This window comes from Tabrizicola sp. M-4 (assembly GCF_051132405.1).
Taxonomy (GTDB): Bacteria; Pseudomonadota; Alphaproteobacteria; order Rhodobacterales; family Rhodobacteraceae; genus Paragemmobacter.
The window spans coordinates 3368664-3394186 of record NZ_CP128606.1; the positions used below are offsets into that span (position 1 = coordinate 3368664).

Annotated in this window: 36 protein-coding genes; all 36 read right to left on the reverse strand. The window is 63.6% G+C overall.

The annotated features are described in order from the left end of the window. Window positions 1-7: 7 nt before the first annotated feature. Complete coding sequence (locus TabM4_RS16460; protein WP_434614793.1) at window positions 8-1453, reverse strand: ABC transporter permease subunit; 1446 nt, start codon at window positions 1451-1453, stop codon at window positions 8-10. 2 nt (window positions 1454-1455) lie between these two features. Beyond that, on the reverse strand, window positions 1456-2733 hold the full coding sequence (locus TabM4_RS16465; protein WP_434614796.1) for an amino acid ABC transporter permease: 1278 nt from the start codon (window positions 2731-2733) through the stop codon (window positions 1456-1458). A gap of 127 nt (window positions 2734-2860) precedes the next feature. Further along, window positions 2861-3886 (reverse strand): amino acid ABC transporter substrate-binding protein, encoded by a 1026-nt coding sequence (locus TabM4_RS16470; RefSeq protein WP_434614799.1) that lies wholly within the window; start codon window positions 3884-3886, stop codon window positions 2861-2863. A gap of 248 nt (window positions 3887-4134) precedes the next feature. Next, the gene (locus tag TabM4_RS16475) at window positions 4135-4842 is read right to left on the reverse strand and encodes an ATP12 family chaperone protein (protein WP_434614802.1); all 708 of its coding nucleotides are present in this window, start codon (window positions 4840-4842) and stop codon (window positions 4135-4137) included. Further along, window positions 4839-5882, reverse strand: a complete 1044-nt coding sequence (locus TabM4_RS16480) for an RluA family pseudouridine synthase (RefSeq protein ID WP_434614805.1) — start codon at window positions 5880-5882, stop codon at window positions 4839-4841. The genes TabM4_RS16475 and TabM4_RS16480 overlap by 4 nt, the downstream gene beginning before the upstream one ends. Then, a complete protein-coding gene (gene crcB, locus TabM4_RS16485; RefSeq protein WP_434614808.1) occupies window positions 5879-6253 on the reverse strand; it encodes a fluoride efflux transporter CrcB in 375 nt (124 codons plus the stop codon). Before crcB ends, TabM4_RS16480 begins: the two co-directional genes overlap by 4 nt. A gap of 350 nt (window positions 6254-6603) precedes the next feature. Beyond that, window positions 6604-7914, reverse strand: a complete 1311-nt coding sequence (locus TabM4_RS16490; protein WP_434614811.1) for a replication-associated recombination protein A — start codon at window positions 7912-7914, stop codon at window positions 6604-6606. Between the two features lie 38 nt (window positions 7915-7952). After that, window positions 7953-9338, reverse strand: a complete 1386-nt coding sequence (locus TabM4_RS16495) for a Do family serine endopeptidase (RefSeq protein ID WP_434614814.1) — start codon at window positions 9336-9338, stop codon at window positions 7953-7955. Window positions 9339-9451: 113 nt separating this feature from the next. Continuing rightward, window positions 9452-9871: a 50S ribosomal protein L17 gene (gene rplQ, locus TabM4_RS16500; protein ID WP_434614817.1), complete on the reverse strand. Its 420-nt coding sequence runs from the start codon at window positions 9869-9871 to the stop codon at window positions 9452-9454. A gap of 132 nt (window positions 9872-10003) precedes the next feature. Beyond that, a complete protein-coding gene (locus tag TabM4_RS16505; RefSeq protein WP_434614820.1) occupies window positions 10004-11020 on the reverse strand; it encodes a DNA-directed RNA polymerase subunit alpha in 1017 nt (338 codons plus the stop codon). A gap of 116 nt (window positions 11021-11136) precedes the next feature. After that, entirely contained in the window at window positions 11137-11535 is a 399-nt protein-coding gene (gene rpsK, locus TabM4_RS16510) for a 30S ribosomal protein S11 (RefSeq protein ID WP_101921432.1), read from the reverse strand. Between the two features lie 15 nt (window positions 11536-11550). Next, window positions 11551-11919: a 30S ribosomal protein S13 gene (gene rpsM, locus TabM4_RS16515; protein WP_023664558.1), complete on the reverse strand. Its 369-nt coding sequence runs from the start codon at window positions 11917-11919 to the stop codon at window positions 11551-11553. A 187-nt stretch (window positions 11920-12106) separates the two neighbouring features. Further along, complete coding sequence (locus tag TabM4_RS16520) at window positions 12107-12757, reverse strand: adenylate kinase (RefSeq protein ID WP_434614824.1); 651 nt, start codon at window positions 12755-12757, stop codon at window positions 12107-12109. Between the two features lie 11 nt (window positions 12758-12768). Then, window positions 12769-14127, reverse strand: a complete 1359-nt coding sequence (gene secY / locus TabM4_RS16525) for a preprotein translocase subunit SecY (RefSeq protein WP_434614827.1) — start codon at window positions 14125-14127, stop codon at window positions 12769-12771. A gap of 101 nt (window positions 14128-14228) precedes the next feature. Continuing rightward, entirely contained in the window at window positions 14229-14708 is a 480-nt protein-coding gene (rplO, locus tag TabM4_RS16530; protein ID WP_434614830.1) for a 50S ribosomal protein L15, read from the reverse strand. Between the two features lie 168 nt (window positions 14709-14876). Next, window positions 14877-15068 (reverse strand): 50S ribosomal protein L30, encoded by a 192-nt coding sequence (rpmD, locus tag TabM4_RS16535; protein WP_023666253.1) that lies wholly within the window; start codon window positions 15066-15068, stop codon window positions 14877-14879. 12 nt (window positions 15069-15080) lie between these two features. After that, window positions 15081-15650 (reverse strand): 30S ribosomal protein S5, encoded by a 570-nt coding sequence (gene rpsE, locus TabM4_RS16540; RefSeq protein ID WP_434614834.1) that lies wholly within the window; start codon window positions 15648-15650, stop codon window positions 15081-15083. Between the two features lie 107 nt (window positions 15651-15757). Beyond that, window positions 15758-16117 carry a 50S ribosomal protein L18 gene (gene rplR / locus TabM4_RS16545; RefSeq protein WP_434614837.1) on the reverse strand — a complete coding sequence of 120 codons (360 nt, stop codon included), beginning with the start codon at window positions 16115-16117 and terminating at the stop codon, window positions 15758-15760. 11 nt (window positions 16118-16128) lie between these two features. Then, on the reverse strand, window positions 16129-16662 hold the full coding sequence (gene rplF / locus TabM4_RS16550) for a 50S ribosomal protein L6 (protein WP_434614840.1): 534 nt from the start codon (window positions 16660-16662) through the stop codon (window positions 16129-16131). 10 nt (window positions 16663-16672) lie between these two features. Further along, window positions 16673-17071 carry a 30S ribosomal protein S8 gene (gene rpsH, locus TabM4_RS16555; protein WP_434614843.1) on the reverse strand — a complete coding sequence of 133 codons (399 nt, stop codon included), beginning with the start codon at window positions 17069-17071 and terminating at the stop codon, window positions 16673-16675. A 13-nt stretch (window positions 17072-17084) separates the two neighbouring features. Beyond that, a complete protein-coding gene (gene rpsN, locus TabM4_RS16560; RefSeq protein ID WP_023666248.1) occupies window positions 17085-17390 on the reverse strand; it encodes a 30S ribosomal protein S14 in 306 nt (101 codons plus the stop codon). 18 nt (window positions 17391-17408) lie between these two features. Continuing rightward, window positions 17409-17969 carry a 50S ribosomal protein L5 gene (gene rplE, locus TabM4_RS16565; protein WP_434614847.1) on the reverse strand — a complete coding sequence of 187 codons (561 nt, stop codon included), beginning with the start codon at window positions 17967-17969 and terminating at the stop codon, window positions 17409-17411. Beyond that, window positions 17969-18274, reverse strand: coding sequence for a 50S ribosomal protein L24 (gene rplX / locus TabM4_RS16570; RefSeq protein ID WP_023666246.1), 306 nt, complete (start codon window positions 18272-18274; stop codon window positions 17969-17971). Before rplX ends, rplE begins: the two co-directional genes overlap by 1 nt. Continuing rightward, window positions 18274-18642, reverse strand: a complete 369-nt coding sequence (gene rplN, locus TabM4_RS16575; RefSeq protein WP_023666245.1) for a 50S ribosomal protein L14 — start codon at window positions 18640-18642, stop codon at window positions 18274-18276. The genes rplX and rplN overlap by 1 nt, the downstream gene beginning before the upstream one ends. 81 nt (window positions 18643-18723) lie before the next feature. Next, a complete protein-coding gene (rpsQ, locus tag TabM4_RS16580; RefSeq protein WP_101921444.1) occupies window positions 18724-18957 on the reverse strand; it encodes a 30S ribosomal protein S17 in 234 nt (77 codons plus the stop codon). Between the two features lie 12 nt (window positions 18958-18969). After that, the gene (gene rpmC, locus TabM4_RS16585; protein ID WP_031339252.1) at window positions 18970-19170 is read right to left on the reverse strand and encodes a 50S ribosomal protein L29; all 201 of its coding nucleotides are present in this window, start codon (window positions 19168-19170) and stop codon (window positions 18970-18972) included. A 217-nt stretch (window positions 19171-19387) separates the two neighbouring features. After that, window positions 19388-19801, reverse strand: a complete 414-nt coding sequence (gene rplP / locus TabM4_RS16590; RefSeq protein ID WP_023666242.1) for a 50S ribosomal protein L16 — start codon at window positions 19799-19801, stop codon at window positions 19388-19390. A 14-nt stretch (window positions 19802-19815) separates the two neighbouring features. Further along, window positions 19816-20532, reverse strand: a complete 717-nt coding sequence (gene rpsC / locus TabM4_RS16595; RefSeq protein WP_434614853.1) for a 30S ribosomal protein S3 — start codon at window positions 20530-20532, stop codon at window positions 19816-19818. After that, a complete protein-coding gene (gene rplV, locus TabM4_RS16600; RefSeq protein ID WP_101921450.1) occupies window positions 20532-20912 on the reverse strand; it encodes a 50S ribosomal protein L22 in 381 nt (126 codons plus the stop codon). Before rplV ends, rpsC begins: the two co-directional genes overlap by 1 nt. Before the next feature lie 3 nt (window positions 20913-20915). Beyond that, window positions 20916-21194 (reverse strand): 30S ribosomal protein S19, encoded by a 279-nt coding sequence (gene rpsS / locus TabM4_RS16605; protein ID WP_161761223.1) that lies wholly within the window; start codon window positions 21192-21194, stop codon window positions 20916-20918. Window positions 21195-21197: 3 nt separating this feature from the next. Then, window positions 21198-22037, reverse strand: a complete 840-nt coding sequence (gene rplB, locus TabM4_RS16610) for a 50S ribosomal protein L2 (protein ID WP_434614857.1) — start codon at window positions 22035-22037, stop codon at window positions 21198-21200. A 160-nt stretch (window positions 22038-22197) separates the two neighbouring features. Beyond that, window positions 22198-22494 carry a 50S ribosomal protein L23 gene (locus tag TabM4_RS16615; protein WP_165047529.1) on the reverse strand — a complete coding sequence of 99 codons (297 nt, stop codon included), beginning with the start codon at window positions 22492-22494 and terminating at the stop codon, window positions 22198-22200. Then, window positions 22491-23111, reverse strand: a complete 621-nt coding sequence (rplD, locus tag TabM4_RS16620) for a 50S ribosomal protein L4 (protein WP_434614860.1) — start codon at window positions 23109-23111, stop codon at window positions 22491-22493. The genes TabM4_RS16615 and rplD overlap by 4 nt, the downstream gene beginning before the upstream one ends. After that, the gene (rplC, locus tag TabM4_RS16625) at window positions 23108-23827 is read right to left on the reverse strand and encodes a 50S ribosomal protein L3 (protein WP_434622133.1); all 720 of its coding nucleotides are present in this window, start codon (window positions 23825-23827) and stop codon (window positions 23108-23110) included. The genes rplD and rplC overlap by 4 nt, the downstream gene beginning before the upstream one ends. 13 nt (window positions 23828-23840) lie before the next feature. Then, window positions 23841-24149 (reverse strand): 30S ribosomal protein S10, encoded by a 309-nt coding sequence (gene rpsJ / locus TabM4_RS16630; RefSeq protein ID WP_023666234.1) that lies wholly within the window; start codon window positions 24147-24149, stop codon window positions 23841-23843. 186 nt (window positions 24150-24335) lie between these two features. Beyond that, window positions 24336-25511, reverse strand: coding sequence for an elongation factor Tu (gene tuf, locus TabM4_RS16635; RefSeq protein ID WP_434614864.1), 1176 nt, complete (start codon window positions 25509-25511; stop codon window positions 24336-24338). Window positions 25512-25523 lie beyond the last annotated feature (12 nt).

Below are 25523 nucleotides of genomic sequence, written 5' to 3' on the forward strand. Positions count from 1 at the left end.
CTAATCCTTACCGATGATCGGTCTTCAGCTTGCGCTCCAGATACATGGAATAGCGCGACATGCCGAAGCAGATGACAAAGAAGATGGCGCCGACAAAGATGTAGGGCTCCCAGTAGATGCCCTTCCAGTTGATGTCGGCACGAACGATCTGCGTGACGCCCTTCAGCGGGTCCATCAGGCCGACAAAGGCCACCAGCGTCGTATCCTTGAACAGGCCGATGAAGGTCGACACGATGGCCGGGATGGAGATCTTCAAGGCCTGTGGCAGGATGATCAACCGCTGCGCCCGCCAGTAATCAAGGCCCAGCGCATCCGCCGCCTCGTACTGCCCGCGCGGCAGCGCCGCCAGACCCCCGCGGATCACCTCGGCCAGATAGGCCGCGGCGAACAGGGTCACAAGGATGATCACCCGCAGGATGATGTCGAAATTCGTGTTCGGCGGCAGGAAGTACTGCAACAGCAGCGATGCCGTGAACAGAAGCGTGATCAGCGGCACGCCCCGGATGAACTCGATGAACCCCACGCACAGCGTCTTGACGATCAACATGTCCGACTGCCGCCCCAGCGCCAGCAGGATGCCGATGGGAAGCGAGAAGGTGATCGCCGTCACCCCGATGGTGATCGCCAGAAGGAACCCGCCGAACTGGTCGGAATTCACCACGGCCAGCCCCCAAGGCATCATCCCGTCGATGGCCCGCGTCAACGGCACGTCCAGAATCAGCCACCACAGCAGCGCAAGGAACACCCCGATCAGCGCCGATGCCGTGGGCCCCATCCGCGCCACCAGCGCCAGATAGACCCCACCCATCACCACGAAGCCCAGCATCGCGACGATGGGCACCCAGACTGACCCGCCCCACAGCAGCCAGAAGCACAGCGCCGGATAAAGCGCGGTGAACCACAGCAACCTGCCCGGCTGCACCTGCGCCAGCGCCAGCATGCCCCCCACCAGAACCAGCGCGGCCACCCATGCCGCGACCGGCGCCGAGGCCAGCCCCAGCGTGACCAGCAGGAACAGCGCGACCGCCCCCAAAAGCACCGTCAGGTTCTTCTTCTGCCCGGCAAACAGCACCGGCCCCATCGCCGCGAACAGCAGGCCAAAGGCCATCACCGGCCGCCAATAGGCTTCCGGCGGATAGAAACCGAAGATGAACTGATGCCAGCGCTCGCGGATCATGGCCCAGCAGGCCCCGCTCGCGCCCTCGCCCGCCGCTGCCGCCACGATCTCGCGGCACTGGCTCAGGCTTTCGGCATTCCAGACGGAATTCAGCCACCACGGCGCCGCCGAAGTGACAAGCATGTAGATCACCCATAGACCCAGCAGGGTCAGGATGGTGTTGAACCAGCCCGAAAACAGGTTCTCGCGCAGCCATTTCACCGCGCCCGCCTCGCTTACCGGCGGGGCCTGCGGGGGCAGCATCTGGGTGCGCACGAAGGATGCGTTGTTTTCCATGGTCAGCGCACCTTGATCTGGACGGTCTTGTTGTACAGGTTCATCAGCGAACTGATGATCAGGCTGATCGTCAGATAGATCAGCATCATCAGAAGCATGCACTCAAGCTCGCGCCCCGTCTGGTTCAGCGTGATCCCCCCCAGCGTGCCGCGCAGGTCCAAATAGGACACGGCGATCCCCAGCGAGGTGTTCTTGGTCAGGTTCAGATACTGGCTGATCAGCGGCGGGATGATCACCCGCAGCGCCTGCGGCAGGATGATCAGGTTCATCGTCCGCCCCGGCCGCAGGCCAAGCGCAAAGGCCGCCTCCGACTGCCCGCGACTGATGGCAAGGATACCCGCGCGCACGATCTCCGCGATGAAAGCCGCCGTATACAGCGTCAGCGCGATCAACAGCGCGGTGAAGGAATGCGCCACAAGGATGCCGCCCTGGAAGTTGAAGCCGCGCAGTTCCGGCACCTCCAGATGCAGGCCCAAGGCAAGGCTCAGCGCGATCACCGGCCCGAACAGCACGAGGATCGACTTCCACCACGTCACCGGCCTGTCGCCCGTCGCCTCCTGCTGCGCCCGCGCGCCCGCAAGGATGCGCCGGTTGATCCAGACTGACCCCGCGATCACCGCGATATAGGCAAGGATGGTCAGGTTCAGCGTAATGCCCAGCAGGTTCACCGACCCAAGGCTCACATCGAACAGAGGCGCGGGGATGTTGGTCCCCCGGTTCGTCACCGCTACCGTGTCGAAGAGCATCATCGACGCCGCCGGGGCCTCCCCCGCCGCGGCCATCTCATCCGTCACCCGGAAATCGCGCGGCTGCGGCGTCACCTCCGACAGGATCACATAGGACAGCAGGATCCACAAGAGCAGCGGCACGTTGCGGAACATCTCGACATAGACGGTCATCAACCGCCCCACGAGCCAGTTCTTCGACAACCGCAGCACGCCCACGATAACCCCAAGGATCGTGGCAAAGACGCAGCCCAGCAACGCCACCACCAGCGTGTTGATCAGCCCCACCAGCAGCGCCCGGAAATGGCTGCTGTCATTGGTATAGGGAATGATCGCCTGCCCGATGTCATAGCCCGCGCGCGACCACAGGAAGCCGAAGTTGAACTCCTTCCCCCGTGTCGCAAGGTTCTGCGCGGTGTTGTTCAGAAGCCATGCCAGAAACAAGGCGAAAAGGATCAGAACGAAGACCTGAATGGTGATCGACCGATACCGTGTGTCGTAGATGAGCATCGAGAGCCGAAAGCTCTCCTTCGGCACGTCACTGGCCACAGCCATGCGTATTATCCCCTGTGTTTGCGCTTTTTTGACGCGAACCCCGGTGTTCCGGGTGTTCCTTCGGTCGCCGTTCAGGCCCGAAAAGGGCCGAGGGCGCCCGTGAAGGACGCCCCCGGTTCAGATCAGATCAACGGAAGGGCGGTGCGTATTGCAGGCCACCCTTCGTCCACAGCTCGTTCAGGCCGCGGGCGAGGTTGATCGAGGTGCCTTCGCCGATATTTGCGGCAAAGATCTCGCCATAGTTGCCGACGGCGGCAATGGCGTTCTTGAACGCGTCGTTCGGCAGGCCCAGCTTCGCCGGCAGGTCGCCCGAACCTTCCACGCCTAGCAGGCGCTTCACTTCCTCATCCGCGGTCGAGGTCGCGACTTCCGCCACGTTCGCCTTGGTGATGCCCTTCTCTTCGGCGATCAGCAGCGCGTAATAGGTCCAGCGCACGATGTCGCCCCAGTTGTTGTCGCCATGACGGACGACCGGGCCGAGCGGCTCCTTCGAGATGATCTCCGGCAGGATGATGTGGTTCTCGGCATCGGGCATCGTCGCGCGCGACGCGGCCAGACCCGAGGCATCCGTGGTATAGGCGTCGCAGGCGCCGGCCAGATACTGGCGCTGCGCTTCCGAATCGTCGGCCACGGTCACCGGCTGATAGCTGATGTTGTTCTGCTTGAAGAAGTCGGCGAGGTTCAGCTCGGTCGTCGTCCCGGTCTGGATGCAGACGGTCGCCCCGTCCAGTTCCTTGGCCGAGGAAACGCCGAGGTCCTTCTTCACCATGAAGCCCTGACCGTCGTAGTAGTTCACCGCGACGAAATCGAGCGCCAGTTCCGAGTCACGGCTCGCGGTCCAGGTGGAGTTGCGGACCAGCAGGTCCACTTCGCCCGACTGCAGCGCGGTGAAACGGGTTTCGCCCGTGGTCGGCACGAATTTCACCTTGGTCGCGTCGCCCAGCACTGCGGCGGCAACGGCGCGGCACAGATCCACGTCGAACCCGGCCCAGGTGCCATTCGCATCCGGCGCGCCAAATCCCGTCAGGCCGGTGTTCGACCCGCAGATCAGCTCGCCACGCGCCTTCACGGCTTCCAGCGTGGCCTGCGCCGACGCCGCGCCGCCAACCGTCATGGTTGCTGCAACGACGCCGAGGAATACGGATTTTTTCATTCTTACCTCTTCCTGAGTATGCCGCCCTTTCTTGGGCAGCGGTTTTCTTGGTCCCCTGTGGCACACCAAGGCGCCCGAGGGCGGAACCTGTAGGAGGTGAGCCTCTCCCAGTATCACGCAGTTTCTTCCGAAGCGGTTTGAAAGGTCAAGCACCCGCTTGACCGTTTCGGAATTCCCTGCGTGTTCAACCATTTGGGCCTTCATGGCCGCAATTCAAGCGGGTCTTGCCCGAAAAACAGGCAGCATTGTCACCCGCACAATGCATAGAATCGGCAGGCCTCGCCAAAGGCCGCCCGCCGCCGCGCCTCATGCGCCGCCGCCTCCTCGTCCTCGCCCCATTGCTCCACCTGCCAAGTCTCGTCGATCCGCGACAGGTCCCAGGCCTCCGCCTCGCCCAGCCGCCCCTCCGTCACCGCCAGCGCAAGGATCAACGACCCGCTGATCGCCACAAGGTCATGGAACCCCGCCAGATGGAAATCCCCGAACCCCGCCACGCGCCCGTGCAGCCGATCCAGCACCGCCGCCTCCTGCGCCACGGGCATCACCCCCCGCGTCACCACCAGCCGCGCGCCCAAGGCCTCCGCCGCCCAGTCCAGCACAGGGTCCCACCCCGCCGCCTGCCGCTCAGCCAAGGCCTCCGGCCCCGCCGCGCGATAGCACAGAAGGTCCGACCCGCCATAGGCCGCCAGCAGGTCCACCACCTCGGCACGCTGCGCCCGGATCTTGTCGATGGCCGAATTGGCCGCCCGCGTGACGGGCATCGTGTCGGGCTTCACCTCGCCCGCCTGCGCGTCCCACTCCGCCGCGATCGCCTCCGCCATGGCCCGCGTCGGCACCACCAGCGCGGCCTTGGCCGGGGTCTTCACCGCCCGCCCGTCCAGCCGCACGGTGAACCCGCCCTCGCAGTCCTCCGCCCGCGCCTCCTTCCAGAAGCGCTTTGCCTTCCATGCACTCATTTGAACACCGTGAAGGGATCGGCCGGCACGTCATCCTCTTTCCAGTCCAGCGCCTTCCATGTCCGCGCCATATGTTCCGGCAGGGGCGCGGTGAAGGTCATCATCTTCTTCGTCACCGGATGCTCCACCTCCAGCATCCGCGCATGCAGGTGCAGCTTGCGGCTGATGTCCCCGCCCACGGCCGCCCCCCAGCCATCCCCCTGATTGTCCGCATCACTGCCGCCATACTTTCCGTCCCCGATGATCGGATGCCCGATCTCGGCCATATGCGCGCGCAACTGGTGCGTCCGCCCCGTCACGGGTTCCAGCGCCATCCAGCTCAACCGCGTCCCAAGGAACCACAGCGTGAAGTAATCCGTATGCGCCCGTTTCGCCTCGGGGAACTCGGCCATCTTCGCCGGATGGACGCAAAGCATCTTCTCCCCCTCGCCGCGCTTGCCATGGCCGGGGGCCTTCATCAGCCCGTATTTGATCGAACCTTTCTTCGGATGCGGCACCCCCGCCACCACCGCCCAATAGATCTTGCGCGTGTTCCGGTGCCGCAGCGCCTCCGAAAGCCCCCGCGCCACCCGATCCGTCCGCGCCAGCATCAGAAGGCCGCTAGTATCCTTGTCCAGCCGATGCACCAGCTTGGGCCGCTCCTTGTAGCCGAACTTGAGCGCCTCCGCCAAACCGTCCACATGCCGGTCGCCCTGCCCGCTGCCCCCCTGCGACGGCAGCCCCGCAGGCTTGTTGATGACGATCATATGCTCGTCCATCCACAGCACGCAGTCCTGAATCATCTTGGCATCGGCGGCGGAAATCCCCTCCACCTTCGGCCGCTCCGCATTCGGGTCCGGCAAGGGCGGCACGCGGATCGTCTGGCCGGGGATCACCCGGTCCGAGGCCTTCGCCCGCGCGCCATCCACCCGCACCTGCCCCGTGCGGCACATCTTCTCCACCGCGCCTTGGGTCACATGCGGAAAGCGCCGCTTGAACCAGCGGTCAAGCCGCTGCTCGCCCTCGTCTTCCGATACGGTCAGGGTCTTCACGCCGCTCATGTCAGGCTCCGTGCAAGGGTCAGGCCCGCCACGATCCCCGCCAAGGACAGCAGGACCGAACCAAGCACATAGATCGCCGCCATCGCGCCCTGCCCCCGCTCCCACAGGGTCAGCGCATCCAGCGAAAAGGCCGAAAAGGTGGTGAACCCGCCCAGCACCCCGGTCATCAGGAAAGGCGCCAGATGGTTGCCCCCCTTCCGCGCCAGCAGGATGACAAGCACACCCATGGCGAAACTGCCAAGGACGTTCACGATGACCGTGCCCATGGGAAAGCCGGGGCCGAACATCCGGCCCGCGCCGACATTCACCGCAAAGCGCAGGACCGCGCCTATGGCGCCGCCTGCGGCCACTTGAAGAAGGGTCATGATCATGGCCTGTGCATTGCCCCAAGGGCCCGGAATGTCAACCGCTACAGGCCCCCGCGCGCCCCACGGTCTCAGGTCCGGGGCTGCCCCCCGCCCCTTCGTCTCGGCCCAAATACCCAAATCCGCACCCTCCCCCCCGCGCCACGCGTCAGGATCCATCCCCTTCCCTCTCCCCGGCGGGGGAGAGGGTCAGGGAGAGGGGGCACGCCCTGTGCAGCAGCGCACCGTTAACCATGAGTAGGTCATCAACTCTCTCCGATTTTGTATGAACACTTTGCGGTACAGTTTACGGCACAGGAACCGGCACGGCCGTTTTCCTGCTGATCCCCGCAAGCCCCTGCAAACAATCGGAAATCTTAACCGCCCTGCCGCTTCACCCGCAGTTTCGCGAAATATTCCACCCGCTTCTTCAACTCGCGCTCGAACCCGCGCTCGGGCGGCGCATAGAAGACGGGCCGCTTCATCCCCTCCGGGAAATAGTCCTGCCCCGAAAATCCGTCCTCGGCATCATGGTCATAGGCATAGCCCGCGCCATAGCCGATCTCCTTCATCATCTTCGTCGGCGCATTCAGGATATGCCGCGGCGGCATCAGGCTGCCCGTCTCCCGCGCACTCGCCCGCGCCGCCTTGTAGGCCACATAGACCCCGTTCGACTTGGGCGCCAAGGCCAGATAGACCACCGCATTGGCCAGCGCCAACTCCCCCTCGGGGCTGCCAAGCCGCTCGTAAGTCTGCCAACTGTCTATACAAATTCCCTGCGCCTGCGGATCGGCCAGCCCGATATCCTCCACCGCCATCCGCACCAACCGCCGCGCCAGGAACCGCGGGTCCTCCCCCCCCTCCAGCATCCGCGCGAACCAGTACAGCGCCCCGTCCGGGTCCGATCCCCTGATGGATTTGTGCAGCGCCGAGATCAGGTTGTAATGCTCCTCCCCCGACTTGTCATACTTCGCCGCCCGCCGCATCAAACGCTGCGCCAGTTGCGCCCGGTCCAAGGGACGCTCCACCCTCCAAGCCGCCGCCTGCTCGATCAGGTTGAGCAAAGCCCGCCCATCCCCATCCGCCATTTCCAGCAGGGCCTCGCGCGCCTCGCCCGTCAAAGGCAGCGACCGCCCCAACTCCTTCTCCGCCCGCTGCGCCAACCGCTCCAGATCGGCAAGCGAAAGCCGTTCCAGAACAATCACTTGCGCGCGGCTCAACAGCGCCGCGTTCAACTCGAAACTGGGGTTTTCCGTGGTCGCCCCCACCAGCAGGATCGTCCCATCCTCCATATGCGGCAGGAAACCATCCTGCTGCGCCTTGTTGAAACGGTGGATCTCATCGACGAAAAGCAGCGTCCCCTGCCCGTTCTGCCGCCGGATCTTCGCCTGCTCGAACACCTTCTTCAGGTCCGGCACCCCGGTGAAGATCGCCGAAATCTGCACGAAGGCAAGGTCGGTCTCATCCGCCAAGAGCCGCGCGATCGTGGTTTTCCCCACGCCCGGAGGCCCCCACAAAATCAACGAACTCAACGACTTCGCCGCCAGCATCGCGCCCAGCGGCCCCTCGGGCGACAGCACATGCCCCTGTCCGATCACCTCCGACAACCGCTTGGGACGCAAGCGGTCGGCCAAGGGGCGCGGGCCATCAGCAGCAGGGCGGGGGGCAGAGTCGAACAGGTCAGCCATGGGCCCAGCCTACCCCGCCAGAGGCCTCTGCGAAAGCATCAGAAACGGAACCGCAGCCGCACCTGCCGCCCCTCGCGCAGCAGGTCCACCACCCAGACCCGCGCCTCCATCCCGGCCAGCGCCTCCACATCCGAAGGCCGCGCCACCGCCGCCCCGTTGATCCCAAGGATCACATCCCCCGGCTGGAACCCCGCCCGCGCGGCCAGATCCTCGGCCTGCAGGACGGCCACCCCCTCCGCCTGCATCGGCAACCGCAACTCATCGGCCACCGCCGGGTTGATGCGCACCACCGTCAACCCGCGCAACGCGACATCGGCGGTCACCGTCGTCTGCTCGCGCGGCGGATCGTCCGGTGCGGCAGCCAAGACCATTACCGCCCGCATCTCCTCCCCGTCACGCAGCCAGACGATCTCGGCCTCCGCCCCCACGCCAAGCGCCGACAGACGGAAGATCACCTCCTGCGGCGTGTTCGTGGGCTCGCCACCCAGCGACAGGATCACGTCGCCCGCCTGCAACCCCGCCGCCGCAAAGGGACTTTTCGGATGCAGCCCGGAAATCAGCACCCCATCCGGCCGCGCCAGACCAAGGCCCTCGGCCAGCGCCGCATCCATCGCCTGCCCCGTCACCCCCGCCCATGGCCGGGCAAAGCGCGTCGCCCCGGCTTCTGCCTGCGACACGATGCTCTGCACCAGATTGGCCGGGATCGCAAAGCCGATGCCGTTCGATCCGCCCCCCTGCGTCAGGATCGCCGTATTGATCCCGACAAGCCGCCCCTGAACATCCACCAGAGCCCCGCCCGAATTGCCCGGATTGATCGCCGCATCCGTCTGGATGAAATACCCGCGCCCATCCGCCACCTGCAGCGCCGACCGCGCCAGTCCGGACACGATCCCCGAAGAAACCGTCTGCCCCACCCCGAACGGGTTGCCGATGGCCAACACCAGATCGCCCACCTCCAACTCGTCGGAATTCCGCAATTCCAGCACCGGCAGATCGGCCGCATCCCGCAGGCGCAGAACGGCCAGATCGCTTTCCTGATCGGCCAGCATCACATCCGCCGCATATTCGCGCCTGTCGTTCAGCACGACGCGGATCTCGGTCGCCTGCCCCACGACGTGATAGTTCGACACCACGATCCCATCGGCACTGACGATCACCCCCGACCCCAGCGAATTCTGGATGCGCGGTTCGGTGGGGCCAAAGGCCTCGAAGAACTGGTTGAAAAAGGGATCATCGGCAAAGGGCGACCGGCGCGCCTCGACGATGCGGGTGGCGTAGATGTTCACCACCGCCGGGGCCGCCGCCTTCACCACAGGCGCGAAAGAGAGGGATATCTCTGCCTCGCTGGCGGGAACCGCCGTTTGCGCCAAGGCACCGATCGGTGACAGCGATAGAAGGGCGGCAAGGCACAGGTTGCGGAACATCGGCATCCCCCTCGGTTCGTCTGCCCCCCGATATGCGCCTCGAATCCGTCGGCATCAATGGGAAAGGCCCGCCATAGGGGCGGGCCTTCTAAGGTTTGCAGACGGGCAGAGGATCAATCCTCGGCGGCTTCCTCGGCCTCTATGCGGGCGCGGTCGGCGGCGCCTTTGGCCGACGGGTCGCGGTCGACGAATTCGATGATCGCCATCGGGGCCATGTCGCCGAACCGGAAACCGGCCTTCAGCACGCGCAGATAGCCGCCGTTGCGCGATTTGTAGCGCGGGCCGAGGATTTCGAACAGACGCGCCACGTGGCGGTCTTCCTTAAGCTGCGCCGCAGCCTGACGGCGAGCGTGCAGATCGCCGCGCTTGGCCAGCGTGATCAGCTTTTCCACGATCGGGCGCAGTTCCTTGGCCTTGGGCAGCGTGGTCTTGATCTGCTCATGCTCGATCAGCGAGCCGGCCATGTTGGCAAACAGCGCCTTGCGGTGTTCGTGGGTACGGTTCAGGCGGCGGTAACCGCGGGCGTGACGCATGATGGTCTCCTATCGTCTCGTTTTGCTTTGTGTTGCGGCCCGTGCGTGCGGACCGCGTCGTTGGGGCGGGATTGCCCATGCTTTCCCCAGAATCCCGGGCATTTGGTGGGGCGGGGTTAACCCGGCCCTAGGTCAAAACTGGTCTTCGAACCGCTTTGCCAGATCTTCGATGTTCTCCGGCGGCCAATCCTCGACTTCCATGCCAAGGTGCAGACCCATGCCCGAAAGCACTTCCTTGATTTCGTTCAGCGACTTGCGGCCGAAGTTCGGGGTGCGCAGCATCTCGGCTTCGGTCTTCTGGATCAGGTCGCCGATATAGACGATGTTGTCGTTCTTCAGGCAGTTGGCCGAACGGACCGAAAGCTCCAGCTCGTCCACCTTCTTCAGAAGCAGCGGGTTGAATTCCAGACCCGCATCCACTTCGCCCGCCTTCGCCGATTCCGGCTCGTCGAAGTTCACGAAGATCGACAGCTGGTCCTGCAGGATGCGCGCGGCATAGGCCACGGCGTCATCCGGCGTCAGGCTCCCGTCGGTTTCGATCTTCATCGTCAGCTTGTCATAGTCCAGCACCTGCCCCTCACGGGTGGGCTGCACTTCGTAGCTGACCTTCTTGACCGGCGAATAGATCGCGTCGATCGGGATCAGGCCGATGGGCGCATCCTCGGGGCGGTTCTTGTCGGCCGAGACATAGCCCTTGCCGGTGTTGACCGTCAGTTCCATGAACACGTCGGCGCCATCGTCCAGATGGCAAATCACGTGATCCTTGTTCAGAACCTCGATCCCGTTGCTTTCCGAGATATCGCCAGCCGTCACCACGCCCGGACCCTTGGCCGAGATCGACAGGCGCTTCGGCCCTTCGACTTCCATCTTCAGGCTGACGCCCTTCAGGTTCAGCACGATGTCGGTGACGTCTTCGCGAACACCGGCCACGCTGGAGAACTCGTGCAGGACGTTGTCGATCTGCACGCTGGTGATGGCCGCGCCCTGCAGCGAGGACATCAGCACGCGGCGCAGCGCGTTGCCCAGCGTCAGGCCGAAGCCCCGCTCCAGAGGCTCGGCGATCACCGTGGCCACGCGCGCCGGGTCAGCACCGGGCTTGACCACCAGTTGCGTCGGCTTGATGAGTTCCTGCCAGTTCTTGTGGATCATGCTTTCGCCTCCATACCTGTCCGCTGCCCATGTCCAGCAAGCAGCCGACGCCCGAGGATCAGAAATAGCTGAAGCGGGCCGCACCACATGGCACGGCCCGCCTTATTCGAAAAGCCTTAGACGCGGCGGCGCTTCGGCGGGCGGCAGCCGTTATGCGCCAGCGGGGTCACATCACGGATCGAGGTGATGTTGAAACCCACGGCGGCCAGCGCGCGCAGCGCCGACTCGCGGCCCGAACCCGGACCCTGCACTTCGACTTCCAGCGTCTTCACGCCATGTTCCTGCGCCTTGCGGCCCGCATCCTCGGCGGCCATCTGGGCCGCGTAGGGGGTCGACTTGCGCGAACCCTTGAAACCCATCGTGCCAGCAGACGACCACGAGATCGCATTGCCCTGCACATCGGAAATCAGGATCTTGGTGTTGTTGAACGACGAGTTCACATGCGCCACGCCAGCGGCGATGTTCTTGCGTTCCTTGCGCTTGGTGCGCGCGGCGGATTTGGTATCACGTGCCATTCTCGTGCGCTCCCCTTACTTCTTCTTGCCGGCGATCGGCTTCGCCGGGCCCTTGCGGGTGCGGGCGTTGGTATGCGTGCGCTGGCCGCGAACCGGCAGGTTCTTGCGGTGACGCAGGCCACGGTAGCAGCCGAGGTCCATCAGACGCTTGATGTTCATCGACACTTCACGGCGCAGGTCGCCCTCGACGGTGAAGTTCGCGTCGATGAATTCGCGGATGGCCAGCACTTCGGCGTCCGAAAGCTGGTTCACGCGGCGCGCGCGGTCGATGTTCAGCGAGTTGCAGATGATTTCCGCATTATGCGGACCGATGCCGGTGATGTAGGTCAGGGCGATCGGCACCCGCTTCTGGGTGGGGATGTTGACGCCAGCAATACGTGCCACGCGTGTGTTCCTTTTCGTTGCGGTTCCGTGATGCCAGAACCTTTTTTCACAACTCCGGCGGCGCGGATCACCCGCTCCACCGATTCGATCTGACCAGCCAAGCATCAATATGGCCGGACGATTCCCTTGCGGGACGCCGTGCAATATGGGCTTTTCCCCCGCCCGTCAAGGGCGCGGGTTGGCATTTTCAGGCTTTGTCAAGCACCGATGCGATGGCATCGGCAACCGTATCCATTTCCGCCAGCCCATCGACCGAGGAAAGCTGATGCTTGGCGTAATAATACCCGATCAGCGGCGAGGTCTTCTTGTAGTATTCCATCAGCCGCTGCTTCAGCGCGTCTTCGTTGTCATCCGCGCGCTTGCGCAGATCCGTCGACCCGCAGACATCGCAGGTGCCCTCAGCCTTCGTGGGCCGCGTCACCTCATGATAGACCTCACCGCAGTGGCCGCAGGTGAAACGCCCGGTGATCCGCGCGACCAGCGCGGCGTCATCCACCTGCATCTCGATCACTGCATCCAGCGTCTGACCCGTGCGGTTCAGCAGCTCCCCCAGAGCATCCGCCTGTTTCAGCGTGCGGGGAAAGCCGTCGAAGATGAAACCACCTCCGGAATGACCGGTGATCCTCTCCTCGATGAGGCCGATCACGATCTCATCCGTGACCAGTTCCCCACGTGCCATGACTTCGGCCACGCGGTTGCCCATCTCGGTCCCGCTGGTCTTGGCCTCGCGCAGCATGTCACCGGTGGAAAGCTGCACCATGCCGCGCCCTTCGACCAGACGCTTGGCCTGCGTGCCCTTCCCCGCCCCCGGCGGGCCCAGAAGAATGATGTTCGCCATTCCGACCGACCTCAGCGCCGTGCGGGCGCTTTGGGCGCCGTCCGCTTCTTGCCGCGCAGGTTCGACTTCTCGATCAGGCCTTCATACTGGTGGGCCAGAAGATGCGACTGCACCTGATTGATCGTGTCCATCGTCACCGACACCACGATCAGCACAGAGGTCCCGCCAAAATAGAACGGCAGACCCACCTGCGCGATCAGCACCTCAGGCAGCAGACAGACAGCCGCCAGATAGGCAGAGCCAAGCACCAGAATGCGGTTCACCACATATTCCAGATATTCCTCGGTCTTCTTGCCGGGACGGATGCCGGGGATGAAGCCGTTCTGGTTCTTCAGGTTGTCGGCAACATCCTCCACCTTGAAGGACACGTTCGCGGTATAGAAGTAGGTGAAGAACACGATCATCGCCGCCATCGCCAGCAGATGCAGCGGCTGGCCATAGCCCAGATAGGCCATCAGCGTGGACAGGACCGGGTTCGTATCCTGCCCCGAGAAGGTGCCGATCGTCGTCGGCAGCAGCAGGAGCGACGATGCAAAGATCGCCGGAATGACGCCCGCGGGGTTCACCTTCACCGGCAGGTGCGACGACCCGCCGTCATAGATCTTCATCCCCACCTGACGGCGCGGATACTGGATGTGGATCTTGCGCAGCGCGCGTTCCATGAACACGACGAAAGCGATGACCGCGATCACCATCACGATGATGCCAAGGATCAGCGGCGTGGAAATCGCGCCCGAACGACCCTGTTCGAAGAATTGCACCAACGCCGCCGGGATCTCCGCCACGATCCCCACGAAGATGATCAGCGAGATGCCGTTGCCGATGCCGCGCGCGGTGATCTGCTCGCCCAGCCACATCAGGAACATCGTCCCGCCCACCAGCGTGATGACGCAGGCCAGCTTGAAGAACAGTCCCGGCTCATGGGCAAGACCACCCGCCTCGATGGACACCGCGATGCCCCAGGCCTGGAAAATCGCCAGCGCCACCGTGCCATAGCGGGTGTACTGGTTCAGCTTCTTGCGGCCCTGCTCGCCTTCCTTCTTCAACTGCTCCAGCGAGGGCACCATGGCCGCCAGAAGCTGAACGATGATCGACGCGCTGATATAAGGCATGATCCCCAGCGCAAAGATCCCCATTCGGCTGATCGCGCCGCCGGTGAACAGGTTCAGCATACCGCCGATGCCCTGCGTCGCCTGCGTCATGAACTCGCGCAGCGCGGTGCCGTCGATGCCCGGCACGGGGATATAGGTCCCCAGCCGATAGACGATCAGCAGCCCGAGGGTGAAGAAGATGCGCTGACGAAGATCGGTCGCCTTGCCTAGGGCGGACCAGCTCAGGTTCGCCGCCATTTGCTCTGCAGCAGATGCCATGCCGAGGACTCTTTTCATGGAGGCGCCGCCGACCGTTTTCCGGTCGGCGGCGCGGGAAAACTAGTGCGCTATGTAAGCGGTCCTGCGACCGCTCACAACCGTTATTCAGCCGCAGCCGCCGCCGATGCCTTGACGGTGATCTTGCCACCCGCCTTTTCGACCGCTTCGATGGCCGATGCCGAGGCGCCGGAGACCACCAGCGTCACCTTGGATTTGATCTCGCCCTTGGCAAGGATGCGGATGCCATCGCGCTTGTGCGACGTCAGGCCGGCCGCAACCAGCGCGTCCTCCGTGATCTCGGACTTCGCGTCCAGCTTGCCAAGACCGATGAACTTCTCGATCAGGCCAAGGTTGACGACCGCGAATTCCAGACGGTTCGGCTTGTTGAAGCCGCGCTTCGGCAGGCGGCGGTAGAGCGGCATCTGGCCGCCTTCGTAACCGCCGATGGCCACGCCCGAACGGGACTTCTGGCCCTTGATACCGCGTCCGGCGGTCTTGCCCTTGCCCGAGCCCGGGCCGCGCGCCACGCGCTTCTGCTTCTTGGCCGCGCCGTCGTTGTCACGCAGTTCATTCAGTTTCATGTCGCATACTCCTTGGCCGGAATGCCCATCCTGCGACGGATGAAGGGCAACACGGCATTTCTTGCTTGTTGTGGGTCGGGCATCGCTGCCCCCCTATAAAATGGGAAAGGGCGCGCAGGTTTCCCCGCGCGCCCCGTTCCGTAGGGCGGGGTTCACCCCGCCTAACCCTTACCCACGCTCTTCGATGATCTGCACGAGGTGCGAGATCGACCGAACCATGCCGCGCACGGAAGGGGTGTCTTCCAGCTCGCGGGTGCGGTGCATCTTGTTCAGGCCCAGACCCTTCAGGGTCGCGGTCTGGATGGCCGGGCGGCGGGCGGCCGAGGCCACCTGCTTCACGACGATGGTTTTCTTGGCCATTGTCCGGTCTCCTTACGCTTCGACTTCGGCGTCGGGCTTCTTCAGGATCTCGGCCACCTTTTTGCCACGGCGCGAGGCGACGTGACGGGGCGAGGATTCCTGCTTCAGACCGTCGATGGTCGCGCGGATCATGTTGTAGGGGTTCTGCGACCCGATGGACTTCGCCACCACGTCCTGGATGCCCAGCATCTCGAACACGGCGCGCATCGGACCACCGGCGATGATCCCGGTACCGGCGACTGCCGTCCGCATCACCACCTTGCCGGCGCCATGACGGCCTTCGATGTCGTGGTGCAGGGTGCGCGAATCCTTCAGCGGCACGCGGATCAGCGCACGCTTCGCCTGTTCCGTCGCCTTGCGGATCGCTTCCGGCACTTCCTTGGCCTTGCCCTTGCCAAAGCCGACGCGACCGCGCTGGTCGCCCACCACGACGAGTGCCGCAAAGCCGAAACGCTTGCCGCCCTTCACGGTTTTCGAGACGCGGTTGATCGCGACCAGACGGTCGGCGAATTCCGGGGTTTCTTCCGGGCGGTTGTCGCGACGGTCGTCACGACGCTCCCGGCGGTTCTCACGTTCTGCCATATGGCATTCCTTCATGTTGGCGTAGGCCACGCCGTTATAGCCAATCCTCGTGCACCGCCTTGCGGGCCGGGATCATCGGGGCGGCGCTTGCACGCCGCCCGCATGGATCAGAACTTCAGGCCACCTTCACGGGCAGCCTCGGCCAAAGCCTTGATCTTCCCGTGGAAAATGAAACCGCCGCGGTCGAAGTAGCACTCTTCCACGCCGGCCTTCTTGGCCCGCTCGGCAATCGCAGCGCCGATCTTGGCCGCAGCCTCGACGTTGTTCTTGCCGACGACGCCCAGTTCCTTCTCGAGCGACGAGGCAGACGCGACAGTCACGCCCTTCACGTCGTCGATCAGCTGGACGCTGATGTTCTTGTTGGACCGGTGGACCGACAGGCGCAGACGCCCGTTGGCCATCGACTTGATCTTGTTCCGGACGCGCAGGCGGCGCTTGAGGAACAGCTCTCTCTTTGTGTTCGCCATTTTTGCGCCCCTTACTTCTTCTTGCCTTCCTTGCGGAAGATGTACTCATCCTTGTAGCGGATGCCCTTGCCCTTGTAGGGCTCCGGACGCTTCCACTCGCGGATGTTCGCGGCCACCTGACCGACCTGTTGCTGGTCGATGCCTTCCACGACGATCTCGGTCTGCTTCGGAGAGGCGACAGTCACCCCCTTCGGCACTTCGAAATTCACTTCGTGACTATAGCCCAGCGACAGCTTCAGAACGTTGCCGGCCATCGCGGCGCGGTAACCCACGCCCTGGATTTCCAGCTCTTTCTTGAAGCCTTCGGTCACGCCGGTGACGAGGTTCGCCACCATCGACCGCACCATGCCCCACTGCTGACGCGCCCGCTTGGACGTGCCACGCGGCGTCACCTTCACGGTGGTGCCGTCGAGCGTGATGGTCACATCGTCGCCAGCCGTGAAGCTGCGGGTGCCTTTCGGCCCCTTCACTTCGATCGTCTGACCCGAGACGGAAGCCGAAACGCCCTTGGGGAGTTCGACGGGTTTCTTGCCGATACGAGACATACCACCCTCCTCAGAACACGGTGCAGAGGACTTCGCCGCCAACATTGGCAGAGCGAGCCGCTGCGTCCGACATCACGCCCTTGGGCGTGGAGACGATGGAAACGCCCAGACCGTTGCGCACCGACGGGATGTCCTTGACACCCATGTAGACGCGACGGCCCGGCTTGGACACGCGCTTGAGTTCGCGGATCACGGGGGCGCCTTCGAAGTACTTCAGGGAGATCACCAGTTCGCCCTGGCCATTCTCGGTCGTCTTCTTCTCATAGCCGCGGATGTAGCCTTCCGAGGCAAGCACATCCAGCACCCAGGCGCGCAGCTTGGAGGCCGGCGACGAGACGGTGGACTTGCCGCGCAGCTGCGCGTTGCGGATGCGGGTCAGCATATCGCCGAGAGGATCGTTCATAGACATCTGTGCTCCTCCCTTACCAGCTCGACTTCACCATGCCGGGGATCTGCCCAAAGGAGGCCAGTTCGCGCAGCATGATCCGCGAAAGCTTCAGCTTACGGTAGTAAGCGTGGGGACGGCCCGTCAGCTGGCAGCGGTTGTGCAGCCGGGTGGCGGACGAGTTGCGGGGCAGTTCGGCCAGTTTCAGAGTCGCCTTGAAACGCTCTTCCATCGGCTTGGACTGGTCGTTGATCACCGCCTTGAGGGCAGCGCGCTTGGAAGCATGCTGCTTCACGAGCTTCTGCCGCTTCACTTCGCGGTTCACCATGGATTTCTTTGCCATATCTCAGGTTCCTCGCGCTTACGACGTGAAGGGCATGTTGAAATGCTTCAACAGCGCCTTGGCTTCCGCGTCGGTCTTCGCGTTCGTGCAGATGATGATGTCCATCCCCAGAACTTCGTCGACCTTGTCGAAGTTGATCTCGGGGAACACGATGTGCTCCTTCAGGCCCATGGCATAGTTGCCACGGCCGTCGAAGGACGTGCCCTTCACGCCGCGGAAGTCGCGGACGCGCGGCAGGGCGATCGTGATCAGACGGTCGAGGAATTCGTACATACGGTCGCCACGAAGGGTGACCTTGCAGCCGAGCGGCATCTCTTCCCGGACGCGGAAGCCGGCGATCGACTTCTTGGCGTGGGTGATCACGGCCTTCTGGCCGGCGATCTGCGAGAGCTCTTCGGCCGCCTGCTTCACCTTCTTGGTGTCCTTGACGGCTTCGCCGACGCCCATGTTCAGGACGATCTTGTCCAGACGCGGGATCTGCATGTCGTTCTTGTAGCCGAACTCCGCCTTCATGGCCGCCCGGATCTTCGACACGTACTCGGCCTTCAGACGCGGGGTATAGGTTGCTGCGTCAAGCATCAGATCGCCTCCCCGGTCGACTTGGCGTAGCGCACCTTCTTGTCGCCTTCCATGCGGAAGCCGACGCGGGTGGCCTTGCCGTTCTTGTCCACGATCGCCAGGTTCGACAGGTCGATCGGCTGCGACACCGGCAGACGGCCGCCCTGCGACGACGCGGACTGCTTGGTGTGGCGGATCGCGACGTTCACGCCGTCGACGATGGCCTTGTTGTCCTTCGGCATGACGGCGGAAATCTCGCCTTTCTTGCCCTTGTCCTTGCCGGTGAGCACGATGACCGTGTCACCTTTCTTGAGCTTCGCAGCCATCAGAGCACCTCCGGAGCCAGCGAGATGATCTTCATGAAGTTCTTGGCACGCAGCTCGCGCACGACCGGCCCGAAGATACGGGTGCCGACCGGTTCACCCTGGTTGTTCAGGATGACGGCGGCGTTGCGGTCGAAACGGATGGACGTGCCGTCTTCACGGCGGACTTCCTTGGCGGTGCGAACGACGACGGCCTTGCGGACGTCCCCCTTCTTCACGCGGCCCTTCGGAATCGCTTCCTTCACCGACACCACGATGATGTCGCCGACGGATGCGTAGCGGCGGTGCGAACCGCCCAGAACCTTGATGCACTGAACCCGGCGCGCGCCGGAGTTGTCAGCAACATCCAGATTGGTCTGCATCTGGATCATTGGGTTACTCCCGACCTTTGGGAACGGTCATGATCTGCAACCGTCCCAGGGTTTCGTTCGTGCCGAACGGAGGCCCGAGGCTTACGCCTCGACGACCACCGTCCAACGTTTCGTCTTCGAGATGGGCGCGCACTCTTCGATACGAACGGTGTCGCCGACCTTGAACTTGTTGTGCTCGTCGTGGGCCCGGTACTTCTTGGACTTGCGGACGGTCTTCTGCAGCAGCGGGTGCTTGAAGCGGCGCTCGACCAGAACGGTGATCGTCTGGGCGTTCTTGTCCGAGGTCACGACACCTTGCAGGATACGCTTGGGCATTTCGTGGTCCTCTTACTTCGCGGCTTCAGCGGCTTTTTGGTTCAGCACCGTCTTGATGCGCGCCACGTCCTTGCGGATGGCGTTGAACCGGGCGGTATTCTCGAGCTGGCCGGTGGCCTGCTGGAAGCGCAGGTTGAAGGCTTCCTTCTTCAGTGCGACCAGACTGTCACGCAGCTGATCAGGGGTCTTGCCCCGCAGTTCTTCGGCTTTCACGGCCTTCGTCCTTTTTTCAATCACCAGAGAGCCCCTTCTCGGAAGGGTAACCCTGAACCCGGTGGATCAATGATTAATCGACGATTCCGAGTCGCCCCGGAACCGTGGATGCGTCCCATTACAGAAGGCGCACCCCAAGGGCAAGCACTATTCCAAAAGAAAAGGCCCCCGCCGTCACCGGCAGGGGCCCGTAGGGCGGGGTTCACCCCGCCGATACTTACCAGTCTTCCTTCGCCACGATGCGCGTCGTGACCGGAAGCTTCATCGCCCCCAGACGCAACGCCTCACGCGCGATGACCTCGGACACGCCGTCGATCTCGAACATGATGCGGCCGGGCTTCACCTTGGCCGCCCAGTAATCGACCGAGCCCTTGCCCTTACCCATACGCACTTCGGTCGGCTTCGACGACACCGGCACATCGGGGAACACGCGTATCCAGACACGGCCCTGACGCTTCATGTGGCGGGTGATCGCGCGGCGGGCCGCTTCGATCTGCCGCGCGGTGACACGCTCGGGTTCCGTGGCCTTCAGGGCGAAGGAGCCGAAGTTCAGCAGGAAGCCGCCCTTCGCCTCGCCGTGGATACGGCCCTTGTGCTGTTTGCGGAACTTCGTCCGTTTCGGTTGCAGCATTTCCTTCTACTCCCTTACGCGCGTTCGCGGTCGCGACGCGGCGCACGCGGCGCAGCGCCGTCCTGCGCTTCCGCCGCACGGCGGTCGCGGGCCTGCGGATCATGCTCAAGGATCTCGCCCTTGAAGATCCACACCTTCACACCGATGATCCCATAGGGCGTCTCGGCTTCCGACAGCGCATAGTCGATGTCGGCGCGCAGCGTGTGCAGCGGAACGCGGCCTTCGCGGTACCATTCCGTACGCGCGATCTCCGCACCACCCAGACGACCCGCAACGTTCACCCGGATACCCAGGGCGCCCATGCGCATCGCGTTCTGCACGCCGCGCTTCATCGCGCGGCGGAACGAAACCCGGCGCTCCATCTGCTGGGCGATCGACTCGGCCACCAGCTGTGCGTCCAGTTCCGGCTTGCGGACTTCGACGATGTTCAGATGCAGTTCGGACGCGGTGAAAGCCGACAGCTTCTTCCGCAGACCTTCGATATCCGCACCCTTCTTGCCGATGATCACGCCCGGACGCGCCGTGTGGATCGTCACACGGCACTTCTTGTGAGGACGCTCGATGATCACGCGGCTCACGCCCGCCTGCTTGCATTCCTCGTGGATGAACTCGCGCATCCGCAGGTCTTCAAGCAGCAGGTTGCCATAATCCTTCGACTCGGCGAACCAACGGCTGTCCCAGGTCCGGTTGACCTGGAGGCGCATCCCGATGGGGTTAACCTTCTGTCCCATTATGCCGACTCCCCGGTCTGACGCACCTTGATGGTGATTTCGCTGAACGGCTTCATGATCTTGCCGAACCGGCCACGTGCCCGCGGACGGCCACGCTTCATCACCAGGTTCTTGCCAACCCAGGCTTCCGCGACAACAAGGTTGTCCACGTCCAGCCCATGGTTGTTCTCGGCATTGGCAATGGCCGACTGAAGGCACTTCTTCACGTCACCTGCGATCCGGCGCTTCGAGAAGGTGAGGTCGGCCAGAGCCTTTTCAACCTTCTTGCCACGGATCATGCCCGCAACGAGGTTCAGTTTCTGCGGCGAGGTGCGAAGCATCCGGGCAATCGCCATCGCTTCGTTGTCCGCCACGCGGCGCGGATTCTTTTCCTTACCCATGGCTTACTTCCTCTTGGCTTTCTTGTCGGCCGCATGGCCGTAGTAGGTGCGGGTCGGCGAATATTCACCGAACTTCTGACCGATCATCTCCTCGGTGATCGCCACCGGGATATGCTTGTGGCCGTTGTAGACCCCAAAGGTCAGGCCAACGAACTGCGGCAGGATCGTGGAACGGCGCGACCAGATCTTGATCACTTCGTTCTTGCCCGATTCCCGCGCCTTCTCGGCTTTCTTCAGCACGTAAGCGTCGACGAACGGGCCTTTCCAAATAGAACGAGACATGGATTAGCGCCCTTTTTTCTTGGCGTGACGCGAACGGACGATGTACTTGTCCGTCTGCTTGTTCGACCGGGTCCGATTGCCCTTGGTGCCCTTGCCCCACGGGGTAACGGGGTGACGGCCACCCGAGGTGCGGCCTTCACCACCACCATGCGGGTGGTCGATCGGGTTCATCGCAACACCGCGGACGGTCGGGCGAACGCCCATGTGCCGCTTGCGGCCTGCCTTGCCGAGGTTCTGGTTCGAGTTGTCCGGGTTCGACACGGCACCGATGGTCGCCATGCATTCCTGACGCACCATCCGCAATTCGCCCGAAGACAGGCGGATCTGCGCATAGCCACCGTCACGACCGACGAACTGGGCATAGGTGCCCGCCGCGCGTGCCAGCTGGCCGCCCTTGCCGGGCTTCAGCTCGACATTGTGAACGATCGTCCCAATCGGCATGCCGCTGAAGGGCATGGCGTTTCCGGGCTTCACGTCGGTCTTGGCGCCAGCGATCACCTGATCACCCACCGCCAGACGCTGCGGCGCCAGGATATAGGAAAGTTCACCATCCGCATACTTCACCAGCGCGATGAAGGCGGTGCGGTTCGGGTCATACTCGATCCGTTCCACGGTCGCCGCGATGTCGAACTTGCGGCGCTTGAAATCCACAACGCGGTACAGGCGCTTTGCGCCGCCGCCCTTGTGCCACATCGTGACACGTCCGGTGTTGTTCCGGCCGCCCGTCTTCGTCAGACCCTCGGTGAGGGCTTTGACGGGGCGTCCTTTCCACAGCTCCGAACGGTCGATCAGAACCAGCCCACGCTGGCCAGGCGTCGTCGGTTTATACGACTTGAGTGCCATGCTCTCTGTCTTCCGTCAGCTTAAGGGGTCGCGTTGCGACCCGAGGTTATAGGGCTCCGAAGATCCCCGGCAGGTCGGTCAGCGCCTCACGGCGAGGACCGGATTCTTCAAAAAATCCACGGCCCCGGAAACCGGGGCCGCGAGATTCGTGCGGCTTCTATCAGAGGCCTGTGGCCACGTCGATAGTGTTACCCTCTTCGAGGGTGACATAGGCCTTCTTCTTGTCGCTCCGCTCGCCGGGACGGCCACGGAACTTCTTGACCTTCCCCTTGGAGACGACGGTGTTCACCGCCTTCACCTTCACGCCAAAGACCGCTTCCACGGCTTCCTTGATCGCGGGCTTCGTCGCGTCCATCGCGACCTGAAAGACCACCGCACCGTTCTCCGACGCCATGGTCGCTTTCTCGGTGATGATCGGCTTCTTGATCAGGTCGTAGTGTTCGGGTTTCGCGCTCATTTCAGACGAGCCTCCAGAGCTTCGACACCCGCCTTCGTGATCACCAGCGTGTCACGCTTCAGGATGTCATAGACGTTTGCGCCGATGGTCGGCAGCACGTCGATCCCCTCGAGGTTGCGGGCCGCCAGCGCGAAATTCGCGTCGACATCCGCGCCGTCGATGATCAGCACGCGCTTCCAGCCACGTTCCTTGACGGTCTTGGCCAGCATCGCGGTCTTGGCTTCCGCCATCGCGAGGCTGTCCACGATCACCAGCTCACCCGCCTTGGCCTTGGCCGACAGCGCGTGACGCAGCCCGAGGGCGCGGAACTTCTTCGGCAGGTCATGGGCGTGCGACCGCGGGGTCGGGCCCTTGTAGACGCCACCATGACGGAAGATCGGCGCCTTGCGGGACCCGTGGCGTGCGCCGCCGGTGCCCTTCTGGCGATAGATCTTCTTGGTCGAGTAGGACACGTCCGACTTGCCAAGGACCGAGTGGGTGCCAGCCTGTGCCTTCGCACGCTGCCAACGCACCACGCGATGCAGGATGTCCGCGCGCGGCTCAAGGCCGAACAGCGCCTCATTCAGATCGATGGAACCGGCCTTGCCGCCGTCCAGCTTGATCACATCGAGTTTCATGCTTCACCCCCTTCGACCGCGACTTCGGCAGCCGGAGCAGCAGCGGTGCGGATCGCGGCCGGACGCGGAGCATCCTTCAGCGCGGGCTTCTTCACCGCATCCTTGATGGTGACCCAGCCGCCCTTGGAACCGGGAACGGCACCCTTCACCATGATCAGGCCACGGTCGGCATCCGTGCGCACGACCTGCAGGTTCTGCGTGGTCACGCGGACGGCACCAAGGTGACCGGCCATCTTCTTGCCCTTGAACACCTTGCCGGGGTCTTGGCACTGGCCCGTGGACCCGTGCGAACGGTGGCTGATCGACACACCGTGCGAGGCCCGCAGACCGCCGAAGTTGTGCCGCTTCATCGCACCCGCGAAACCCTTACCGATCGAGGTGCCGGCGATGTCCACGAACTGGCCCGCCAGATAGTGCTCGGCGGTGATTTCCGCGCCCACTTCGATCAGGTTGTCCGGAGACACGCGGAATTCCGCGATCTTGCGCTTGGGGGCGACATTCGCCTTGGCGAAGTGCCCACGCTGCGCGGCGGTGGTCCGCTTGGCCTTGGCATTGCCCGCGCCAAGCTGGACGGCGGTGTAGCCATCCTTCTCGGCGGTGCGCTGCGCCACGACCTGCAGGTTGTCGAGTTGGAGAACGGTCACAGGAACCTGTGCGCCGTTTTCAAGGAACAGCCGGGTCATGCCCAGCTTCTTTGCGATAACGCCAGAGCGCATGGTCATGCCCTCCTCAAACCTTGATCTCGACATCCACGCCAGCGGCGAGGTCGAGCTTCATCAGCGCGTCCACGGTCTGGGGGGTCGGATCGACGATGTCGAGAAGACGCTTGTGCGTCCGGATTTCCCACTGGTCGCGCGACTTCTTGTCGATGTGCGGACCACGGAGAACCGTGAATTTCTCGATCTTGTTCGGCAGCGGGATCGGGCCGCGCACTTGCGCGCCGGTCCGCTTGGCCGTGTTCACGATTTCCTGCGTGCTGGCGTCCAGAACGCGGTAATCGAAGGCCTTCAGCCGGATGCGGATGGTCTGACCTTGCATCTTTGTTTTCCTTCGGAACGTAGACAGGGCGGCATGCCCGGCCCATAGGTTCACATTTGTTGATGGTCTGCGGCGCACCCCCGGAAGGGTGCGCCGCGCGTCCTTACAGATTGCTCATGCCTTTGGAAAGGCGATTCGCTCTGTTTCTTTTCGCAAGGCGGGGTGAACCCCGCCCTACGGGCGTTCTCACTTGATGATCTTCGAGACGACGCCTGCGCCGACGGTGCGGCCGCCTTCACGGATGGCGAAGCGCAGCTTCTCTTCCATCGCGATCGGGGCGATCAGCTCGACCTCGAACTTCAGGTTGTCGCCCGGCATCACCATCTCGGTGCCTTCCGGAAGCTTCACCGTCCCCGTCACGTCCGTCGTGCGGAAATAGAACTGCGGGCGGTAGTTCGCGAAGAACGGCGTGTGACGGCCGCCTTCTTCCTTCGTCAGGATGTAGGCCTCGGCTTCGAAATGCGTGTGCGGGTTCACCGACTTCGGCTTGCACAGAACCTGACCGCGCTCCACGCCGTCACGGTCGATGCCGCGCAGCAGCACGCCCACGTTGTCGCCGGCTTCCCCGCGGTCCAGCAGCTTGCGGAACATTTCCACGCCCGTGCAGACCGACTTCTTCGTCTCGCGGATGCCCACGATCTCGACTTCGTCGCCGACGTTGATCACGCCACGCTCCACACGACCGGTCACAACCGTGCCGCGGCCCGAGATCGAGAACACGTCCTCGATCGGCATCAGGAAGGGCTGGTCGATCGCACGCGCCGGCGTCGGGATGTAGCTGTCGACCGCCGCCATCAGCGCGCGGATCGAGTCTTCGCCGATGTCCTTGCGCTCGCCGATCATGGCCTGGTGGGCCGAGCCCTTGATGATCGGGATGTCGTCGCCGGGATAGTCGTAGGACGAGAACAGCTCGCGCACTTCCATCTCGACCAGTTCCAGCAGCTCCTCGTCATCGACGAGGTCGACCTTGTTCATGTAGCAGACCATGTACGGAATGCCCACCTGACGGCCAAGCAGGATGTGCTCGCGCGTCTGCGGCATCGGGCCGTCCGAGGCCGCGCAAACCAGGATCGCGCCGTCCATCTGCGCCGCACCCGTGATCATGTTCTTCACATAGTCGGCGTGGCCGGGGCAGTCGACGTGGGCGTAGTGACGGTTCTCCGTCTCGTATTCCACATGCGCGGTCGAGATCGTGATCCCACGCGCACGCTCTTCCGGCGCACCGTCGATCTGGTCATAGGCGCGGAATTCGCCGAAATACTTCGTGATCGCCGCCGTCAGCGTCGTCTTGCCGTGGTCAACGTGGCCGATCGTGCCGATGTTGACGTGCGGTTTCGTCCGTTCAAACTTTGCCTTTGCCATCTGGGCAACTCC

Coding starts and splice junctions, on each gene's coding strand:
- TabM4_RS16615 (WP_165047529.1), bottom strand. CDS start 22,494: ATGAGCGCGAAACCCGAACACTACGACCTGATCAAGAAGCCGATCATC.
- rplF (WP_434614840.1), bottom strand. CDS start 16,662: ATGTCTCGTATCGGCAAGAAACCCGTCGAACTCCCCAAGGGCGTTTCG.
- TabM4_RS16465 (WP_434614796.1), bottom strand. CDS start 2,733: ATGGCTGTGGCCAGTGACGTGCCGAAGGAGAGCTTTCGGCTCTCGATG.
- rpsC (WP_434614853.1), bottom strand. CDS start 20,532: ATGGGACAGAAGGTTAACCCCATCGGGATGCGCCTCCAGGTCAACCGG.
- rpsH (WP_434614843.1), bottom strand. CDS start 17,071: ATGTCTATGAACGATCCTCTCGGCGATATGCTGACCCGCATCCGCAAC.
- TabM4_RS16480 (WP_434614805.1), bottom strand. CDS start 5,882: ATGAGCGGCGTGAAGACCCTGACCGTATCGGAAGACGAGGGCGAGCAG.
- rplO (WP_434614830.1), bottom strand. CDS start 14,708: ATGAAACTGAATGAACTGCGTGACAACGACGGCGCGGCCAAGAAGCAG.
- crcB (WP_434614808.1), bottom strand. CDS start 6,253: ATGATCATGACCCTTCTTCAAGTGGCCGCAGGCGGCGCCATAGGCGCG.
- TabM4_RS16475 (WP_434614802.1), bottom strand. CDS start 4,842: ATGAGTGCATGGAAGGCAAAGCGCTTCTGGAAGGAGGCGCGGGCGGAG.
- rplD (WP_434614860.1), bottom strand. CDS start 23,111: ATGAAACTCGATGTGATCAAGCTGGACGGCGGCAAGGCCGGTTCCATC.
- rplN (WP_023666245.1), bottom strand. CDS start 18,642: ATGATCCAGATGCAGACCAATCTGGATGTTGCTGACAACTCCGGCGCG.
- TabM4_RS16490 (WP_434614811.1), bottom strand. CDS start 7,914: ATGGCTGACCTGTTCGACTCTGCCCCCCGCCCTGCTGCTGATGGCCCG.
- rpsK (WP_101921432.1), bottom strand. CDS start 11,535: ATGGCACGTGATACCAAATCCGCCGCGCGCACCAAGCGCAAGGAACGC.
- TabM4_RS16495 (WP_434614814.1), bottom strand. CDS start 9,338: ATGTTCCGCAACCTGTGCCTTGCCGCCCTTCTATCGCTGTCACCGATC.
- rpsE (WP_434614834.1), bottom strand. CDS start 15,650: ATGGCAGAACGTGAGAACCGCCGGGAGCGTCGTGACGACCGTCGCGAC.
- rpsS (WP_161761223.1), bottom strand. CDS start 21,194: ATGTCTCGTTCTATTTGGAAAGGCCCGTTCGTCGACGCTTACGTGCTG.
- rpsJ (WP_023666234.1), bottom strand. CDS start 24,149: ATGCAAGGTCAGACCATCCGCATCCGGCTGAAGGCCTTCGATTACCGC.
- TabM4_RS16470 (WP_434614799.1), bottom strand. CDS start 3,886: ATGAAAAAATCCGTATTCCTCGGCGTCGTTGCAGCAACCATGACGGTT.
- rpmD (WP_023666253.1), bottom strand. CDS start 15,068: ATGGCCAAGAAAACCATCGTCGTGAAGCAGGTGGCCTCGGCCGCCCGC.
- rplE (WP_434614847.1), bottom strand. CDS start 17,969: ATGCTTGACGCAGCAACCTATACCCCGCGTCTGAAGGCCGAGTACGTG.
- rplV (WP_101921450.1), bottom strand. CDS start 20,912: ATGGGTAAGGAAAAGAATCCGCGCCGCGTGGCGGACAACGAAGCGATG.
- rplQ (WP_434614817.1), bottom strand. CDS start 9,871: ATGCGTCACGCCCGCGGTTACCGCCGCCTGAACCGTACCCACGAACAC.
- rpsN (WP_023666248.1), bottom strand. CDS start 17,390: ATGGCAAAGAAATCCATGGTGAACCGCGAAGTGAAGCGGCAGAAGCTC.
- rplP (WP_023666242.1), bottom strand. CDS start 19,801: ATGCTGCAACCGAAACGGACGAAGTTCCGCAAACAGCACAAGGGCCGT.
- rplC (WP_434622133.1), bottom strand. CDS start 23,827: ATGCGCTCTGGCGTTATCGCAAAGAAGCTGGGCATGACCCGGCTGTTC.
- tuf (WP_434614864.1), bottom strand. CDS start 25,511: ATGGCAAAGGCAAAGTTTGAACGGACGAAACCGCACGTCAACATCGGC.
- TabM4_RS16505 (WP_434614820.1), bottom strand. CDS start 11,020: ATGATCCACAAGAACTGGCAGGAACTCATCAAGCCGACGCAACTGGTG.
- rplR (WP_434614837.1), bottom strand. CDS start 16,117: ATGGCGAACACAAAGAGAGAGCTGTTCCTCAAGCGCCGCCTGCGCGTC.
- TabM4_RS16460 (WP_434614793.1), bottom strand. CDS start 1,453: ATGGAAAACAACGCATCCTTCGTGCGCACCCAGATGCTGCCCCCGCAG.
- rplX (WP_023666246.1), bottom strand. CDS start 18,274: ATGGCTGCGAAGCTCAAGAAAGGTGACACGGTCATCGTGCTCACCGGC.
- secY (WP_434614827.1), bottom strand. CDS start 14,127: ATGGCATCTGCTGCAGAGCAAATGGCGGCGAACCTGAGCTGGTCCGCC.
- rplB (WP_434614857.1), bottom strand. CDS start 22,037: ATGGCACTCAAGTCGTATAAACCGACGACGCCTGGCCAGCGTGGGCTG.
- rpsQ (WP_101921444.1), bottom strand. CDS start 18,957: ATGCCCAAGCGTATCCTGCAAGGTGTCGTGACCTCGGACAAGAACGCC.
- TabM4_RS16520 (WP_434614824.1), bottom strand. CDS start 12,757: ATGGCGAACATCATTCTTCTGGGCCCGCCGGGGGCGGGGAAGGGCACG.